Source organism: Candidatus Hydrogenedentota bacterium (assembly GCA_035416745.1).
Taxonomy (GTDB): Bacteria; Hydrogenedentota; Hydrogenedentia; order Hydrogenedentales; family SLHB01; genus UBA2224.
Genome location: DAOLNV010000040.1, coordinates 1 through 15,375, shown reverse-complemented (window position 1 = coordinate 15,375; position 15,375 = coordinate 1). Strand labels below are relative to the sequence as shown.

Here is a 15,375-nt window from a genome sequence, read left to right as displayed (position 1 = left end):
GCTGCCGGCCTCGAAAGGCGGATACTGCTCTTACGCGCCGGAAGCGCTCCTGAAATGGTCGTAACCTCTTATATCGAGCGGTTCGCCGGCGAGCCGCCCCCCCGACCATTCCGTGGTGAATTCCCCCACCACGTGCATCTCGGTGCGGAATTCGTTGCTGAACGCCTCGGCCGCCTTGTCGGCGTGCTCACCTTCCATGGCAAACGCCAGTTCATAGTCTTCGCCGCCATGAAGAATGAACGCGAGCGGATCCAGGGAGTTCTCGTCACAATAAACCCTGAGTTCAGGCGCCACGGGGAGTTTTCCGGGCTCGATGTTGACGCCAATATGGCTCGCGTCGGCGATATGCTGCGCATCCTGCGCCAGCCCATCGCTGATGTCAATCATCGCATGCGCGAAGGGTTGGCTGCACAGCCACTGGCCCTCGGGAACCCGAGGCCGGGGGGTGGTATGGGCATGACGCAGCGTGGGAGCGTCGAGGCCATGTTGTAGTGCGTGAAGACCGGCCGCCGCCAGTCCCAATGGCCCGGTAACGGCCAGAACATCTCCCGGACGCGCACCTTTACGAGTGAGACAGCGGTTGCCTATTGCCTGGCCGATCACTGTCAGGTCGAGCACAATGGCGTCGCGGCTCATCGATGTGTCGCCGCCCACGATTACCGTGCCAAAACGCGATGCCAGCGCCGATATCCCTCGGTACAGCATTTGAACGTAGTTCATTTCCGTTTCGGGGGGACATGCGAGCGCAGTCAGCACAAACATCGGCTGGCCGCCCATGGCCGCAACATCGCTCAGGCACGAGGCCGCCGCCTTCCACCCAATCTCCTCCGCCGTGGCGTATTCGCGGCGAAAATGCACGTTCTCCACAAAAAGGTCGCACGAAACCAACATGAGGCGCTCGCAGACGCGCAATACGGCGCAATCGTCGCCCACGCCCGTAACAACCGTTGGAGATGTCTGCAGGGCCCGCGAAACGCGTTCGATCAGGCCAAATTCGCCTATGTCGCCAACCGTAGTCATGACGCGGCTTCCTGCTCCAACTGTTTCCAGGCCTCAGGAATAGCCTCAACCAGGTCGCCGGCAATCATGCCGCGGCGGGTCTTGTGTCCGGCGGCGATGTCCCCCGCCAGGCCGTGCACGTACACGCCCACAACGGCAGCGTCGGCGCATGTCAGGCCTTGCGCCATCAATCCGCCTATCAATCCCGCCAGGACGTCTCCGGTGCCTCCCGTACCCATCCCTTCGTTCCCGGTCGGGTTGACATATGTATCCGCTGTTGGAGACGCGATGATTGTTCCAGCCCCTTTCAAAACCACCGTGCATCCGTAATCCGATGCGAATTTCCGGGCAGTGTTCGGCCGGTCAGACTGCACATCGGATATCGACGTGCCCGCCAAACGCGCCATCTCGCCAGGATGCGGCGTCACGAGGACCGGCGCCTGCGCCTGATTCAGTGCGGCCGCGTCCGTTGACAGGTTGTTCAGGCCGTCCGCATCGATGAGAAGGGGGACTGGGCACTTGCGTACAAAGGCGAGCACGAATTCCCGGGTATCGGGGTGGCGGGAGCACCCGGGGCCCAGCACCACGGCATCTTTGCCTGCGGCAAACTCCAGGGCGGCCTCGAGCCCGTTCGTCCCGAGGCTGCGAGAGGGGCTCTCACCGACAGCAAAGGTCATGCACTCGAGCATCTGGGCGCCCACGATGGTCATGAGTGATTCGGGCACGCCCAGGGTCACCAGACCGGCGCCGGCGCGCGCCGCTCCGAGCCCCGCGAGTTTCATGGCGCCCGTGAAGCCCAGGGAACCGCCCACGATGAACACATGGCCAAAGGTCCCTTTGTGACCCGTGTCAGGACGCCCGGGCAGCCGTTCTATCACCAGTTTCTTGGTTAGTTCGATAAGCATTGCCGTTCTCGTCGCACATGGCTCCATCTCTTACCTGACACCACGCCCGATTCTATCATGTTATGCAGCCCGATTTATCCTCTCGTGCCGGTTCTTGACCTGTGCCCGCTATTCTCTTAAGGTATCCGAATGCTGTCAGGATGGCTCTCGTTGTGGAACCCCGGCTGAATCTCGGCACTATTCATGCAAGATAGTCAGCATCGCATACAACCTCGATGTCCCCACTTCGGGGCCTGCGGAGGCTGTCAGACCCAGGATATCGCGTACGGGCAGCAACTCCGCGACAAGGGAACTGCGCTTCAGGAACTCTTCGGATTCTGCTGGCCGGGTCCTGTCCCCGTTGAAGGGTCTCCCGACATCTGGCACTACCGAAACAAGGTGGACCCCAACTTTGGCGGGAAACACTATGACGAGCCCCCGCCAAAAGGATTTCAGCGCGAAACCGCCCTTGGATTCAAGCCCCGCGGCCGCTGGTACGGTCCCCTCGAAATCGACGAATGCCATATTGCCCCCAATGGATTTCCGGAACTGCTCGGAGCCGTGCGCGGGTGGCTGCGCGAACGGGGTTACCAGGCATTTCACTCCAGGTCAGAAACGGGGTTCCTGCGTGTTCTCCTGGTACGCGACGCCAAACACACCGGCCAGCGCATGGTGGTGCTGGTCACCGCCGACGGAGAATTGGATGTCCAAGGATTCCTCGAATGCGTGCAGTCCGTATTTCCTTCGGACAGCATCCAGCACGCGCTCTTTCGCGGCAAAGCCCAGGTAGCCGCCGCGGACGAGTTGCGGCTTCTTCACGGCGTGCCCGGCATAACGGAGGAGCTGCATATCCCTGACGAGGAGGCGTCCTCCGCCCGAAAACTGTCGTTTCGCATATCTCCCTTCAGCTTCTTCCAGACCAATACCCTCGCGGCAGAGAGGCTTTATGGAAAGATCCGCGCCTGGGTGAAGCAGACGGCCGCAACGACGCTCTATGACCTGTACGGGGGCATGGGGTCGATAGCTTTGGCGTGTGCGGACCTTGTCGAACAGGTGTATTCCGTCGAGAATGTGCCCGAGGCCTCGGAAGACGGACGCCACAACGCCCAACTGAACGGCATCGACAACGTCACGTTCCACACGGAACGCGTAGAGGATTATCTGCACGAATTCCTGTTGAAGCAGGAGGCCTTGCCGGAGAGCGCCGCGGTGGTTGTCGATCCGCCCCGTGCGGGGCTTCATCCAAAGGCCTTGCGGCGCTTACTGGACCTTTCGCCCCCGCGAATCCTGTATGTCTCATGCAAGCCAACCGTATTGGCGGGCGAGATCGAAGCCTTGCTCGAGAAGTATACGGTCGTGGACATGAAAGCCGTCGACATGTTCCCTCACACGCGGCACGTGGAGCTCGTCGCCCAGTTTGAACGGCGCTGAAACTCCCCCGACATTCTCTGCACAATAGGCATCCTAAAGCCGGATGCCCAGGGAACGCAGAGTCCTTTCGACGGATTCGTCCCATCCGCGGTTTGCCGCTGGGCTGGCTGGACTGGGATGCAGTATGCGGCCGACCTGGATATCGCGGTGCTCGAGGGCGCTCCGGATACGGCTTTCCGCAAAAGCGCCGATCCCGAGCACGTACTTCGGCTGGAAATACTCGACTTGAGAAGCCAGTGCGTTGTCGCAAGCCAGGTAGAGATGCGCGCGCTCGCCGGCCTTCAGCTTGTCGGGCGTACGGTTCCGGCCCGACTCCTCCAAGAAGCACAGGGGGCAGTAATTAAGGACGAAGAAGCGTTCGAAGAAATGCTTTGCGCGCCCGAATCGTTTCTCGGCCCACCCCCAGAGCCGCTGACCGCTGATCTCGCGGCGGCCGCACAAGAAACCCTTGACCGGCCGCCGCGGATGTTCGTGCGCCGGCGTATGTATTTCCGCCTCGATACCCATCCAGTCGCGCACGGAGGGCACATCGCCAAACGGGACACCGGTCTGGGCCATGCCAAACGGGCCCGGGTTCATGCCGACAAGCAGGATTTCTCGGGGCCCTTCACCAAAAGCCCGTACGTAGGCAGCCCATCCTTCGTGTGCGTATTTCAATGGATTGTATACGCACGCGACCGGCGGCCCGAAAACCAGTTCATCCATTTCTCTGCACAACCGATCTGTTATCTCGAGTATGTCCATGCGCCGAGTATACCAAACGGCAGCGCACCGCCAGCCCTGCGAATCCGTTCTGCCTCTTCGCCGGCAGGGCCGCCGTTGGCAAATATGGAGTGCCCGCGGAAGTCGTGTTAGAATAGCGCCGGCAGCGTGGAGATTGCAGAACGACAACCCAGGGGTAGGGTGGTATGCAGCACAGTCCGATCGAGTTGGTCGATAGCGCCAGATCCGCATTAGATCCTTGGCTTCCTTTCGAGAAACACAGCGTCGAACTCGAAATCAAGTTGCGTATGGCCGGCAGCGCCGAGGAACGGGAAGGTCTCCAGCGTGAACTGGATGCCGAGCTGAAACGCGTTTTTTCCGATATTACCCCCTGGCAACGGGTCCAGCTTGCGCGGCATCCGTTACGTCCTCGCATGCTGGATTACACATCGCGCGTTCTCGACGACTTCCTCGAGTTGCATGGCGACCGGGCCGTGGGCGATGACCCCGCGCTCATTGGGGGACTCGGGCGTTTCGAAGGCCGTACCGTTGTGGTTGTTGGCCATCAAAAGGGCGTCTCGACCGACGAACGGCTTCGCAGAAACTTCGGCATGGCGCATCCCGAGGGTTATCGTAAGGCATTGCGGCTATTCAATTTGGCCGAACGCTTCGGGTATCCGGTCATAACGTTTGTAGACACCCCTGCGGCCCACCCCGGCATCGAGGCCGAGCAGCGGGGACAAGGGCCTGCCATTGCCGAAAACCTACGGGCTATGCTCGCCCTGAAAGTCCCGGTCTTTTCGGCAGTGCTTGCCGAAGGCGGAAGCGGCGGCGCATTGGGAATCGCTCTGGGAGACGTCGTGGCCATGTTCGAGTGGGCGATCTATGTCATCTGTCCCCCGGAACGGTGCGCCGAAATCCTGTGGCGCGATGCCGAGCGCAAAGAACTGGCCGCATCCGCACTGAGGATTACCGCCGGCGAGCTGCTGAACCTGGGCGTAATAGACCAAGTGCTCCCTGAACCTCCCGGCGGGGCGCATCGGGATCCTGACGGTGCCGCGAACACGCTTCGGTGCCACATTCGGCAGTTCCTTCAGGGCTGCGATGAAAACCGGTGGTCTCCCCGGAAGCGTCAGGAAAAGTTCCGCGCCATGGGGAAATGGCTCGAGGGGTGACGGTGCTCGTGGATGCCATCACGGAGAAGAATGGCAAGGTCTATCTTGCCGTGCGTGTGCAGCCGAAGGCATCCCGTGACGACGTCCGGTGGGAGTCCGATGGCCGCATCCGGATCGCGTTGACGGCACCGCCGGTCGAGGGAGAGGCCAACAAGGCGTTGCAGGTGTTTCTCTCGAAGAAGCTGGGGCTCCCCAAGCGGGCGATTGAGATCGTAGGAGGCGAGAAGTCCCGCGAAAAACGGCTCTCGCTCGAAGGAGTTACACGGGAATACGTGGAGAAGTCCCTGAGAGCGTAGTGACATCCGCACACGTTCCGTTCTCCAGCAGAAGGGGAAGTATGGTGTCTGAGTTGCGACAGCAGATTGAGGAAAGCGTCCAGGTTATCCGAGCAAAGTGTTCGTTGATGCCCAAGGTCGGTGTAATTCTGGGGACCGGCCTGAACGGGTTGACGGATCGGCTCGAGCTCGAAGCGCGTTTGAGCTATGAAGTTCTTCCGCATTTCGCCGTCTCGACGGTGGAATCGCACGCTGGCGAGTTGTTGCTCGGCCATCTGGGAGGGAAACCCGTGGCTGCCATGTCGGGCCGGTTTCACCGGTACGAGGGCTACTCCCTCAAGCAGGTAACGTTTCCGGTCCGCGTCATGCGTGCGCTCGGCGCGCAAGTGCTTGTGGCTTTCAACGCTGCCGGCGGCCTGAACCCTCAGTTCCGCGCTGGGGACCTCATGGTGATTGAAGACCACATCAATTTCATGGGAGACAACCCTCTTATTGGCCCCAATGACGATACTCTGGGCCCGCGGTTTCCGGATATGTCCGAACCCTACACCCGTGAGTTGATCGAATTAGCGGAAACCGTGGCCATGGAGAAGGGGATAAGACTACAAAAAGGAGTATACTTAGCTTGCCCGGGGCCTAGTCTCGAAACCCGGGCCGAATACCGTATGATGCGCGGTATGGGCGCCGATGTAGTCGGCATGAGCACCGTTCCGGAGGTTATCGTCGCGGTGCACGGAGGTATGAAGGTACTGGCGTTTTCGGTGGTCACGGACGAATGTTTTCCCGATGCGCTCAAACCGGTTGAAATAGAAAGGATTATCGCGATCGCGTCCGAGGCCGAACCCAAATTGACCCAGATCGTGAGCGCATGCGTCGAACGAATGCCTGTGTGATGTAGGGGTCCCTGTATGGTTGTTTCCCCCATGTCCGCATGTTATAAGAGTGGTGTTTATTCAGTTGACGGGTCCCGGCAAGATCGGTCAATGCCGAAAGAGTAGGGTGGCAGACACATGATAAAAGCAATCCGTATCATCTTTGTATTGGCCTGCATTCTCATGGGCACGCTGTGGGCCGTGCTGCTCGTCGATAACTACAACGACTATGTAAACGCACAGAACGAGCGAATTGGCGAGGAGATCATGCATACGCAGGACCAGGTGCCCTGGGGCATTTTCGGCGGTTTGATGGGCGCCGCCATTTCGGTCGGCGTGATCCTGCTGCTCCGTTTCGTCACCCAGGACCTCTTTGAGAAAATCGCTCCCGCGGTTCTCTGCATCATTCTCGGCATGGTGGTGGGGTATGGGCTGGTCAAATACATGACTCATTTCGAAATCTTGAGACCGGAAGACCCCAACATAACGATTTTCCTGTACACCTCGGTGGTCCTGATATTTGGTTTCGTGGGCATTTCTCTGGGGCTTACCATGGCGTCGAATTGGGAAGCGCTCAGGAACGCCATGCATCGCCGCCAATTCGGTTTTACCCAGGCAAAGGTCGTCGATACGAGCGTGATCATCGACGGGCGTATTGCTGATGTTTGCAGGACCGGATTCGTGGAGGGTCCATTGTTGATTCCCCGGTTTGTTCTTAAGGAATTGCAGAACATCGCGGATTCGCCGGATGTGTTGCGTCGCGCGCGCGGCCGCCGGGGCCTTGACATCATCAAGGAAATGCAGGAGAGCAACCATCTGGTCGAGATCAAGGTCGTCGAAGATGATCCCGAAGATATCGCCGAGGTCGATGGGAAACTCGTGCGGGTCGCCCGCGATTATGGAGGCAAGATCCTCACCAACGACCTGAATCTCAACAAGGTCGCCCAGATCGAAGGCGTGCAGGTGCTCAACATCAACGACCTTGCAAATGCGCTGAAACCGGCGGTTCTTCCGGACGAACAGATGCAGGTGCGCATCGTGAAAGAGGGCAAGGAAGCCTTCCAGGGCGTCGGCTATCTGGATGACGGCACGATGATCGTTGTGGACGGCGGAAAGGACCACGTAGGCAAGGATGTCTCCGTCATCGTAACCAGTGTGCTCCAGACCACCGCCGGCCGCATGATATTTACGAAGCTTCAAAGCGTATTGTCGTGAACGTGAGACTCATCGTTCCCGCAGCGGGCATGGGCCTTCGGCTGGGACTTGCACAGCCGAAGGCGCTTGTGCTTTGCGGGGGTAAACCCCTTTTAGTACGCACGTTGGAACGATTCCAGCCTCTGGGGCTGCTTCCCGGCGCAATCATCACGGTTCCCCCGGGCACTCAAACGGATTTCGAGGCGCTTCTGGGTGACGCTTTTCCGGACACGGCCTTCTTCCTTGTCGATGGCGGCCGGGAACGCCAGGAATCTGTCGAGAACGCGCTCGAAACCATCGACAATGCCGCCGAAATTGTTGTAATTCATGATGCCGCAAGGCCTTTCATCTCTCAGACATCTGTTCAGGCCTCGATCGACGCTGCCGAGGAGTTTGGTGCGGCAACGGTGGCGATTCCCTGCTCCGACACCATCCTCGTGGCAGGAGCGGATGATATTCTCGCGGACACTCCCGACAGGAGTTGCCTCTGGGCGTGTCAGACCCCCCAGACCTTCCGCGTAGACGTGATTCGGCAGGCCCATCAACATGCTCGCGCACAATGCTTTGCAGCAACCGACGATGCTACGCTCGTTCGACAGATGGGGGGGACCGTGAAACTGGTCATGGGTTCGCCGTTCAATTTCAAGGTTACCACGCCGGAGGACCTGATGCTCGCAGAAGCAATTATCGCTAAAGGGTTTGTGTAATGCGTATCGGACAAGGCTACGACCTGCACCGGCTCGAAACGGGCCGCCCGCTAATCCTGGGAGGCGTGAAAATCCCTTACGATAAAGGACTTACAGGACATTCAGACGCGGACGTCCTCGCCCATGCGATTACCGATGCCCTGCTTGGGGCCGCAGCCTTGGGAAGCATCGGTGAGCATTTTCCAGACACCGACCCCGCCTACAAAGGCGCTGATAGCCTGCAACTCCTTGCAAAAGCGTATGTTATGGTAAAGGAGGCCGGTTGTCGCTTGGCCAATATCGATGCGACCGTGATTGCCCAGGAACCCAAACTGAATCCGCATATCCCCGCGATTCGCAAGTCTCTGGCCGAATGCCTGAGCGTTCCGGTAGAAAGCATTTCCGTAAAGGCCAAGACCAACGAAGGCCTTGGCCCCGAAGGACGGCGAGAGGCCATCAGCGTCCATGCGGCCGTACTGATTGTTCCCGTCGAAGGGTGATCACTCAAGGCCATGCCGTTTCCCTATCGAGGAGCGTTCGCGCGACACTGTGAGAAGTGGCCTTGCGCTCGGGCCGCTCGCCTGTCCGTGAGTCCCGAAAGAGCTATTTTGCCAGAATTCCCCGAACACGCAACCAGTTGATGCAGAGGCCGGGCCAGGTTGCCAACTCAGGCATGTCGGGTGCGAGGCCCACTCCGTGGCGCCCGTGCTCGTACACGTGCAGTTCGGCGGGCACGTTGTGTTCGCGCAACGCGCTGAAGTAGAGCAGGCTGTTCTGAACCGGGACGCCCGGATCGTCCGCCGTGTGGAAGAGAAACGTCGGGGGCGTCTGCTCCGTCACTTGGGTGTGGTTGCACAGGCTCTGAACCAGTTCCTCCGGCGCATCCTCGCCGAGGAGGTTATTTCGTGAGCCCATGTGGGCGTACGGCGGCTGGAAAGTAATGACCGGATAACACAGGATCGCGAAATCGGGGCGTGAACTCTGGCGGTCAACCGGGTCTTGCGCTGACGCATCGCCCAAATCGAAACGGGTCGAGACGGTCGACGCCAGGTGCCCGCCCGCGGAGAACCCCATGATACCCAGGCATGCCGGGTCGACCTTCCACGCAGCGGCGTTCGCGCGGACCAGCCGCATGGCGCGTTTGGCGTCGTTGAGCGGCAGAGGATGGCGATACGGCGAAACGCGGTATGTGAGCACGAAAGCTGCGAGTCCGTTCTTGTTGAGCCATTGCGCGATCTGTTCGCCCTCGTGATCCATGGCGAGACCGCTATACCCGCCACCCGGGCATACCAGCACCGCAGGCCCCGCCGCGTCTTGCTCGAGCGGGTAGAGGCCCAGAGTGGGGATATCCGCGGCTTCCGACCCCTTGGCTTCGGGCGGGGTGCCGTTCCATATCGGGATCACTTGCCGCGGTTCGGCGAACGCGTTACGTTGAAGTCCCAGGGCCAGCAACGCCAGCGCCAGGAATAGAATCGCTCCGTGGCGGATTTCCATGGTTAGCTCCCCTTGCATTGGCTGAGTTCAGGTGAAGGATGCGGCAGAACTATACCCTCAGTGCGACCGGTGTTCAATGATCACCTTTGTGGTCTCGGGGAATTTTGAAGCCCTGAATGCCTGTTGATCCTCCGCGAGAAACCCGTTACTATCCCAACGAGTTCGCAGGTATGACCACAGATAAAACCGCAAAACAGGACCCCCTGGAATGAGCAAAATACGAGGAACAAAGATGAATAGACGGGGTTTCTTGCACGGCGCATCGGTGTTGACCGCGGGGGCGTTGGTTTCGAGTCGCCGGACGAGGGCCGGGGAGTCACCATCGCCGGAAACCCCTATGCGGCTGGCCACGTTCGCATGTGATGTTACGGTGCCGCTGGGCACGCCAATCTACTCGAGCTACAATCCGCTCGAGACGATTGAATATCCGCTCCTGGCCAAGGGCGTGGTCATCGAGCAAGGTGATGCGCGCTATGTCTTGTGCGCCGTGGACTGGTGCGAACTGCGCAATTCAACGTATGACTCGTTCCGAGAGGCGGTGGCCCGGGGCGCGGATACCAGCGTGTCGCGCGTGGCCGTGCAGACCGTTCACCAGCACACTGCGCCCATGGGAGATGCCGACGCGTGGCCATTCCTGAAAACGCTCGATACGCCGCCGGCATATCCCGCAACCGAGGTGTTCGAATCGGCCGCGGCAACACTCGGAGAGGCCGTCCGGCGCTCCATCGAGAACCTGACGCCTTGCGATGCGGTCGGGACCAGCCAGGCCCCGGTCGAGCGGGTCGCCTCGAACCGCCGCACACCCGCGGGAGAAGGCAAGGTCGGTTTCCGGGGGAGTTCGTGCCGCGACGAGAAGTTGCGGGCCATGCCCGAAGGACTGATTGACCCGGTATTGCAGACCATCACTTTTGCCCAGGGTGGCCGCCCGCTGGCGCGTCTTCATTATTACGCTACGCATCCGCAGAGTTTCTACGGCGATCCCCGTGCGAGCTACGATTTTGTAGGCATGGCCCGCGAACGCCTCGAACAGGAGGAGGGGGTATGCCAGGTGTATTTCACCGGGTGCGCGGGCAACGTCGCCGCGGGAAAATACAACGACGGCACGCCCGAGGCGCGGCAGGGCTTGTACGAACGCCTTTATGCCGCGATGAAGGCTTCGAGTGCCGCGCCAAACTTCGTGCCTGTTCCCGCAATCGAGTGGACGACAGCCAATTTCCCCTTGACCGTTCGCGATGACGCAGGCTACGCGGAAGCTGACTGTCAGGCTCAGATGGCCGACGCGAAAAAGGTAGACAGCGTGCGCACGGGCGCCGCGATGTCGCTGGCGTATCGCCTTCGGAGCGCCCGCCCGATCGAGCTCAGCGCAATGCACATGGGAAATGTGCATGTCCTGCATCTGCCCGGCGAACCGATGATCGAGTATCAGCTTCTTGCCAAGGAACTGCGGAAAGACGATTTCGTGGCGGTTTCAGGGTATGGCGATTGCGCACCGGGATATGTCTGCACGGCCCGCGCGTACGAGGAGGGCGGCTACGAACCCACGGCATCTCACCTCCGGCCCGAGTCCGAAACCGCGTTCCGCGACGTGATACGCCAATTGCTCCGTGTTTGACAGGCGAAATGGCCGCGCCCCGCGTTTACCGCTGCTATTCCTCTTTCCAGGGGGAAACGGGCAGGTCGAGCGCCGTGGCGGCTTCGGTAGCGCCGTTCATGATGCGTTCTTCAACCCCGGGCGCCCAGGGCGCTGGCAGACCATAGTAAAGCTGTGCCGTGGCGCCTTCGTAGCCGCCTTCGGCAAGCACCCGCTCCGAGGGGATGTAGCTTGGAATATGATGGGCATAGGCCATGACGAATGTGTCGTTGCCCAGCATTCGTTTCAGAAAGATTGAGTAGTCCACCACGACCTCGCCCGCCAAGGCCACAATGGTCTGTTTGCCCAATTGCCAAAACTGGACCGGATACGAATAGATGGAGGGGAGGGGCTGGCCCGCATCCAGCGTTTGGATAAGGCGGTTGAGACATCGCTGCTGGTAGCCGGGGGCGTTCACGGCCTGCGCGGCCAGCTCTTCGCGGCTGGGGGCCGGGGCAAGGGCCAGCTCGACCTCCGTGTAATGTGCTCGGAACGCGGGTTCCAGCGGCGTCATGGGCTCGGCGAGCACGCGTTCCACGGCTATGGCCAGTTCGCGGCCGTATTGCTGCGCCCGCTCGATGGTTCGCCGGGGCAGCGGGTTCTGATCGGCGCCGCAGCCGGCGAAGAACATGGCCATGGCGCCCGGGTATTCGGCTTCCAGTTCGATTTGCGCGAAGCCGGGGTAGTCGCCTGACCACTTGTAAATATCCAGGGTCGTCGCATGACAGGCGTATCCGAATACGATGGCAAGCATCGTGCCGTCTTCTCGTGACACCCGCAAAACCGGCGCCGCATGGTCCACCGGGCCCTTGAAATCGTGCGTTGCGGTAATCCGGGACTCGGTGTTGTTGCGGCGGTTTACGGCAAAGCGCGTGACGCCGTTGCCCGATTCAAGCCGCACGGGCGCCAAGCCGCTCAAGGCAGCGTCCACGGCCCCGAGAATCCGATCCACGAGGGCGTTCGAGTACTGTTCGATGAGGGTTTTGTCGGCCGCTTCCAGCGGGTAGATCTCGAAGAGCATGTTCGACACAACCGGGCCGGAATGGGTGTGGGAACTGCTCAGAATCACGTGGCTGCCTGGCAGCCCGTGCTTCGATTCGATGCGTGCAAGGAGCGTCTCTGCCATGTCGCGTGGAAATCCGAGCAGGTCGCTCGTAACCAACAGGGCGCGTTGCCCTGAGGCATCTTCGAGCGCGAGGGCCTTCACCCACAACGGATGGAGGACACCTTCCGCGGCATGACTCCGTGCGGCATATCCCGCAAGCCACAGGGGCGCCTCGGGCGTGATGTCAACACGGGCAACGCCTGCGCGCCACCCGTTTCCTGCGGAGGATTCCTCCGCGGCGGATGCGCCCAACGCGCACAGGCCAACGCACAGAGCAACCGCGATGCAAAGGAGAATCGTGGGTATACGGTTGGAGAGCATACAGATACGTCCTTCTGGCTGACAAGCCTCTATCATGATCCAACGTCGCGCATCACGAACCCATTCCGGGACGCGCTGGAATGTCGCCGGGAGCCAGCATGAAGGAGGGTATCACGACAGAGCGCAAGATAAAAGCGGCGCACTGCGGAGTCCGACAGCGCACCTTGGTGTGGTCTTGAAGAAGATCTGCGAAGTCTCCCTCAATCGAGACCATCCCGCACAGCACGAAATTCTCCCGGGTCGCGGAGGCCAACGAGAGAAACCCGTTCAAACCCCGGGCTCCCCCACGAGCCTGGAAGGCCAGTGCGGGCGCGGCGGAGGGGAGGGCAAGACCTGCCGGGGAAGCCTGCAAGGGCGCGGATTGCGCGGACCGACCGGAACTCCAACGGTCGCCGCCGGAAAGGGTTACCGCAGGGGGCATGCCACCGACTACTCGCGTTTGGCCTTTTCGCGCAACCTGTTGCCGTTCCATATCTTTGGTCGATTCCTTACAATAATTAGGCTAATAATTAGGCTAATTATTGCAAAAACCTTTTTTCTGGATTATCATGGATTTAATTTTATTCGTATTTGAGGTTTACGGGAGTGTTTGTCTCTCGGACGGTGCGAACAAGAAGGAGGTGAGGAACGGGTTCCCGTGTTCTTTTGGATTCAATCATAGTTAGAGAGGGAGCTATGAGATATGGTGTACTCCTCGTGTGTGAAGCTGAACTTAAGCAGTCAGAGTTGCACAATTCCGGAGATGTAACCGGAAGCCCTCACGAGGGCGGGAGGTAATGAATGAAAAAGCACGGGTTTACGTTGATTGAACTGCTGGTGGTCATTGCCATCATCGGCATACTCGCGGCCATTCTCTTGCCAGCGCTTTCCCGCGCGAGAGAAGCGGCGCGGCGGGCGAGTTGCCAGAACAATCTGAAACAGTTCGGGCTGATCCACAAGATGTTTGCTGCGGAACACCGTGATCGGTGGGTGTGCCGTACGGTGCGGTACGACAACACTCCCACCGAGGCGATACGCGGCGACAATGTCCGGGTGTGGCACGGCCTGAACGTGCCCGAACTGTATCCTGAATATGCGACGGACCTCGCCATCTGGTTCTGCCCCTCGGATGTGGATTCCGGTCCGGGGAAGTATTGGCCCGAGTCGAGCGAATGGCCCTATGACATGCCACCGGGCCAACCCACTAACGGTGTATGGCGCCGGGTAGGCGACAATTGGAAATTGCCGGTCATGCAGCCCAATCCTGTTTCCAGTCTGCCCTACCCGGTTGTTGGGACAGATTGCACCCCAACGACCTGCTATCCGTACATGCCCGACTGGTCGTATGCCTACTGGGCCGTGGCAATTCCGCCGGATGCTCTGGTAGCGCGCGAAGATTGTGCCGCCATCTTCCTGTACCTGCACAACGGGTACAACAGCGGCACGCCGAGCCTGTCCGGGATGGGGTGCTACATGATGGCCTACGAAGACGGAAGCATCACGTTGCCTTCCAATGGCCGGACCATCACCTTGTACCACCTGCGGGAAGGCATTGAACGGTTCTTCATCACCGACATCAACAACCCAGCGGGCAGCAGCCGGGCACAATCCCAGATCATTACCATGTGGGACACGATCCGCACGATGGGTCCCGGCGGCGGCATCTCGGAAGGCGGCAAAGACTTCTGCCACGTACCGGGCGGCGCCAATGTGTTATGCATGGACGGCCACGTCGAGTGGGCCAGGTATCCACAGTCGACCGGTTCCTGGCTGTATTGCTGCACGCAAGAGATTCTCAGCGACGGCTACCAGTATTCGCCGTGATGAACGCGACTGTTCCGTGGGGCCGCTTCGCGCGGCCCCACGCCTTTCATGAATGACTGGCATCAGTTATAGAGAGGAAGATCATGAAGGGATTGCGATGGAGTATGTGCGGTCTCGCCGGGTGCATGCTGCTCATCTGCGCAGCGTGCGGCCGCGGCACACCAGAAGCACTCGAAGCGGATGGGATTTCGGTCTATGACGCCGCGGCTCAGGGAAACATGGAAAAGGTGGGGGCATACCTGCGCCGGGGGGGCGATGTGAACGCGCCGGACGAATATGGAATGGCGCTGTTGCATTACGCCGCCGCCTGCAATCAGGTGCAGACCGTGGAAATGCTGCTGGAAGATTTCTCGGCCGATCCCCAGGTGACGGACGCGGATGGGAACACGCCGCTGGACCTGGCGCGGAAAGTGGGTGCCAATGAAGCGGTGCGCTACCTGACGGGGGAAATGTAAGAACCTCCGTCCCGAACAGGGCCTCGTGGCCGCGCCAGGCTTGTTCAGGACGGTTTGGTTTTCTGCTTCGAGCATGTTTCTCGCCGTTGGCGCTCCGGAGACGCGCGCGATGTGGACAAGACATTGTCCCTTCCGGAGCGCCAATGGCGCGCGGACATACCAGCCCAGCCCGGAGGGCTGGGTAGAAGGAATTCTCCGCATTTCCCGGGCTGAAGGCCCGGGGTGGTATGGTTTGCGCCGTTGGCGCTCCGGAGATGCCCGCGGCGCAGACAAGGCATTCGTACCGCGCCCACCATGCCCGGGGATTCAAGGTGTTTCCTCCAGTTATCTGGTTATCGGGCGTCTGGAC

Annotated in this window: 15 protein-coding genes; 10 read left to right on the top strand and 5 right to left on the bottom strand. The window is 60.2% G+C overall.

The annotated features are described in order from the left end of the window. Nucleotides 1-30: 30 nt before the first annotated feature. Nucleotides 31-1,020 (bottom strand): thiamine-phosphate kinase, encoded by a 990-nt coding sequence (gene thiL / locus PLJ71_12950; GenBank protein HQM49588.1) that lies wholly within the window; start codon nucleotides 1,018-1,020, stop codon nucleotides 31-33. Further along, entirely contained in the window at nucleotides 1,017-1,904 is an 888-nt protein-coding gene (locus tag PLJ71_12945; protein HQM49587.1) for an NAD(P)H-hydrate dehydratase, read from the bottom strand. The genes thiL and PLJ71_12945 overlap by 4 nt, the downstream gene beginning before the upstream one ends. Before the next feature lie 183 nt (nucleotides 1,905-2,087). Between PLJ71_12945 and rlmD the strand changes: the two genes are divergently transcribed. Beyond that, on the top strand, nucleotides 2,088-3,314 hold the full coding sequence (rlmD, locus tag PLJ71_12940; protein HQM49586.1) for a 23S rRNA (uracil(1939)-C(5))-methyltransferase RlmD: 1,227 nt from the start codon (nucleotides 2,088-2,090) through the stop codon (nucleotides 3,312-3,314). A 33-nt stretch (nucleotides 3,315-3,347) separates the two neighbouring features. Here rlmD and PLJ71_12935 read toward each other — a convergent pair whose 3' ends face one another. Beyond that, complete coding sequence (locus PLJ71_12935) at nucleotides 3,348-4,019, bottom strand: single-stranded DNA-binding protein (protein ID HQM49585.1); 672 nt, start codon at nucleotides 4,017-4,019, stop codon at nucleotides 3,348-3,350. A 203-nt stretch (nucleotides 4,020-4,222) separates the two neighbouring features. Between PLJ71_12935 and PLJ71_12930 the strand changes: the two genes are divergently transcribed. From PLJ71_12930 to ispF, 6 genes are all read left to right on the top strand, one after another. Beyond that, nucleotides 4,223-5,191: an acetyl-CoA carboxylase carboxyltransferase subunit alpha gene (locus PLJ71_12930; protein HQM49584.1), complete on the top strand. Its 969-nt coding sequence runs from the start codon at nucleotides 4,223-4,225 to the stop codon at nucleotides 5,189-5,191. Continuing rightward, on the top strand, nucleotides 5,176-5,487 hold the full coding sequence (locus PLJ71_12925) for a DUF167 domain-containing protein (protein ID HQM49583.1): 312 nt from the start codon (nucleotides 5,176-5,178) through the stop codon (nucleotides 5,485-5,487). Before PLJ71_12930 ends, PLJ71_12925 begins: the two co-directional genes overlap by 16 nt. A gap of 41 nt (nucleotides 5,488-5,528) precedes the next feature. Next, the gene (locus tag PLJ71_12920; protein ID HQM49582.1) at nucleotides 5,529-6,359 is read left to right on the top strand and encodes a purine-nucleoside phosphorylase; all 831 of its coding nucleotides are present in this window, start codon (nucleotides 5,529-5,531) and stop codon (nucleotides 6,357-6,359) included. A 117-nt stretch (nucleotides 6,360-6,476) separates the two neighbouring features. After that, the gene (locus PLJ71_12915) at nucleotides 6,477-7,553 is read left to right on the top strand and encodes a hypothetical protein (GenBank protein ID HQM49581.1); all 1,077 of its coding nucleotides are present in this window, start codon (nucleotides 6,477-6,479) and stop codon (nucleotides 7,551-7,553) included. Continuing rightward, nucleotides 7,550-8,239: a 2-C-methyl-D-erythritol 4-phosphate cytidylyltransferase gene (ispD, locus tag PLJ71_12910; GenBank protein HQM49580.1), complete on the top strand. Its 690-nt coding sequence runs from the start codon at nucleotides 7,550-7,552 to the stop codon at nucleotides 8,237-8,239. The genes PLJ71_12915 and ispD overlap by 4 nt, the downstream gene beginning before the upstream one ends. After that, nucleotides 8,239-8,718, top strand: coding sequence for a 2-C-methyl-D-erythritol 2,4-cyclodiphosphate synthase (gene ispF, locus PLJ71_12905; protein HQM49579.1), 480 nt, complete (start codon nucleotides 8,239-8,241; stop codon nucleotides 8,716-8,718). The genes ispD and ispF overlap by 1 nt, the downstream gene beginning before the upstream one ends. Nucleotides 8,719-8,821: 103 nt before the next feature. Here ispF and PLJ71_12900 read toward each other — a convergent pair whose 3' ends face one another. After that, complete coding sequence (locus tag PLJ71_12900; protein HQM49578.1) at nucleotides 8,822-9,712, bottom strand: alpha/beta hydrolase; 891 nt, start codon at nucleotides 9,710-9,712, stop codon at nucleotides 8,822-8,824. A 232-nt stretch (nucleotides 9,713-9,944) separates the two neighbouring features. Between PLJ71_12900 and PLJ71_12895 the strand changes: the two genes are divergently transcribed. After that, nucleotides 9,945-11,324: a hypothetical protein gene (locus PLJ71_12895; GenBank protein HQM49577.1), complete on the top strand. Its 1,380-nt coding sequence runs from the start codon at nucleotides 9,945-9,947 to the stop codon at nucleotides 11,322-11,324. Between the two features lie 34 nt (nucleotides 11,325-11,358). On the opposite strand, the gene PLJ71_12890 is transcribed toward PLJ71_12895, so the two are convergent. Further along, entirely contained in the window at nucleotides 11,359-12,768 is a 1,410-nt protein-coding gene (locus tag PLJ71_12890; protein ID HQM49576.1) for a neutral/alkaline non-lysosomal ceramidase N-terminal domain-containing protein, read from the bottom strand. Between the two features lie 780 nt (nucleotides 12,769-13,548). Here PLJ71_12890 and PLJ71_12885 point away from each other — a divergent pair. Further along, complete coding sequence (locus PLJ71_12885) at nucleotides 13,549-14,571, top strand: prepilin-type N-terminal cleavage/methylation domain-containing protein (GenBank protein ID HQM49575.1); 1,023 nt, start codon at nucleotides 13,549-13,551, stop codon at nucleotides 14,569-14,571. An 83-nt stretch (nucleotides 14,572-14,654) separates the two neighbouring features. After that, nucleotides 14,655-15,026, top strand: a complete 372-nt coding sequence (locus PLJ71_12880; GenBank protein HQM49574.1) for an ankyrin repeat domain-containing protein — start codon at nucleotides 14,655-14,657, stop codon at nucleotides 15,024-15,026. Nucleotides 15,027-15,375: the final 349 nt, after the last annotated feature.